General features: G+C 66.0%; 2 protein-coding genes. Both read right to left on the minus strand.

The annotated features are described in order from the left end of the window. Nucleotides 1–83 precede the first annotated feature (83 nt). Nucleotides 84–803 (minus strand): GntR family transcriptional regulator, encoded by a 720-nt coding sequence (locus tag AB0J42_RS37610; RefSeq protein WP_364303362.1) that lies wholly within the window; start codon nt 801–803, stop codon nt 84–86. Between the two features lie 5 nt (nt 804–808). Next, nucleotides 809–1,402 carry a UTRA domain-containing protein gene (locus AB0J42_RS37615; RefSeq protein ID WP_364303365.1) on the minus strand — a complete coding sequence of 198 codons (594 nt, stop codon included), beginning with the start codon at nt 1,400–1,402 and terminating at the stop codon, nt 809–811. Between the last annotated feature and the right edge of the window lie 412 nt (nt 1,403–1,814).

Below are 1,814 nucleotides of genomic sequence, written 5' to 3' on the forward strand. Positions count from 1 at the left end.
GGTCAAACGCCGTACCGACGTCAGTGTCACCCACGCCAGCCCGCCGACCATCCAACTCGAAGGACTCCCAGCAGCGGCTTAACTTAGCGGCATTGGCCCTTGACCAGGATCTGAATTTCCACCGGCTGCTGATTTTTCGTATAAACGATGCGAAAAGTACGCAGTACGGGAACGTTGTCGGGTAAATCCAGCAATTCGAGTTCCCCGGTGGTGGGCAACCGCGTCGATACGCGGTCCACCGACTCGACAGGGGGGTATCCCAGCTCGGTGAGCACCCGCGCGGTGCCACCCCGGATCCTGCGCCGATGCGTCAGAGGCGTCCCCCGCGCGATCTCCAGCGGGTGGTAGACACAGGCGAGCTCGACCGGCTCCTCGTCCAGCAGCAGCACCTGTCTGCGCATCGACACCCGTTCCCCCCAGAGACCCGCCACCTCGGCGGGCGACCGGACCTCGGCCACCTCCAGAAGCCGGACGGCGCTCTGCTGCCCGCGCTGTTCGGCGTCGGTCGCCCACCCGGGTAGCTCTCGGTTGTCAGGCGGTGGGAGATAGGCGGCAGCCTGAATGCCGATCGGGGACTCCTCCCGGACATAGACGCCGACCCCGGCCCGTCCGACCAGGAATCCTTCCTCCTTGAGGACGCTCAACGTCCGCTGAACCGTCTGGTTCGTGACGTCGTACGTGGACATGAGCTCCAGCGTGGTGGGGAGGCGTGCCCCGGGCGGGAGTTCGCCGGACATGATGCGGGCCCGGATCTCCGCCGCGATCTGCTGGTGCCGGGGACGCCCGTCCTTCTTCCGTGCCACGAATATCAGCTCGCCTTCAAGCGGTAGCGGAAGTGGCGCCCTTCCGGTCTCATGACCATGACGGAAACCTCGAACGGCACACCATCCGCAGTCGAGCTGGTCCGGATCAGGGAGATGACCAGGGCGCCGCCGGGCAGGGCCAGGTCTCGCGCTTCAGCTGGCAGCGCGGGCCGCACCGACAGATCCTCAACCACCTCATCCGCCACATAGCCCAGCTCGGCGAGAAGAGTGGGGGCGCCACCCCGGATCTTGCCGGGCGAGGCCAGACCTGTACCGGCTGCCACGGAGCGTGGATAGTACGAGTCCGTCAGCTCGACCGGCTGATCGTCCACGAGCATGGTCCGCCGCCGTACCACGACCGGTTCTCCCGGTGAGAGCCCGAGCGCCGCCTCCACCTCCGGAGGCGGAGTCGTTTCGGCGACCTCACGAAGACGTTGCGCGCCGCGCCGGCCGCTCGCGGCGAGTTCCTCGCTCCAGGCGTCCCGCTCTCCGGCTTGGCGCGGAGCCACGTACCACGCCGTGCTCCCCACCCACTCCCGGCGCTCATCCATCCTTACCCCCGTACCCGTTGAGGCAGTAAAGGACAGCAGGATCACCACACTACTTCGCTAATACGCCGGAAACCGGCCCGAAGACGGGGGTAGGAAGCGCCTCAGGCTCCGGGCCATGTCCGTCGGGCTTCCTGCGTGAGCGGGCCGATCCTGCGTTCGCGATCGGCGGCGATCTCCTCCTCTTTGAGGAGTGCCGGGCCGTATTCGGCTGCCTGGCCGACGAAGTGCGAGGGCCGGTACGGCTTTCGATCTGTTCTACGAGTGAACGACGAAGAGTCACCGACTTCTTCTCCGTCGGCTCAGAGGGCTGTGGGAAAGGCGATGAGGCAAATCTGTCATCGCAGGACGTGGGTGATCGCATGACGGCCCGGTCGCGTCCGAGATGCGGTGTAAAAGTGAACGAGCGTAGGTTGCCGTGCTGAACCGACCAAAGTTCGCACTACGCAAGGACCTACGCTCG

This window comes from Nonomuraea sp. NPDC049649, assembly GCF_040675175.1.
Classification (GTDB): domain Bacteria; phylum Actinomycetota; class Actinomycetes; order Streptosporangiales; family Streptosporangiaceae; genus Nonomuraea.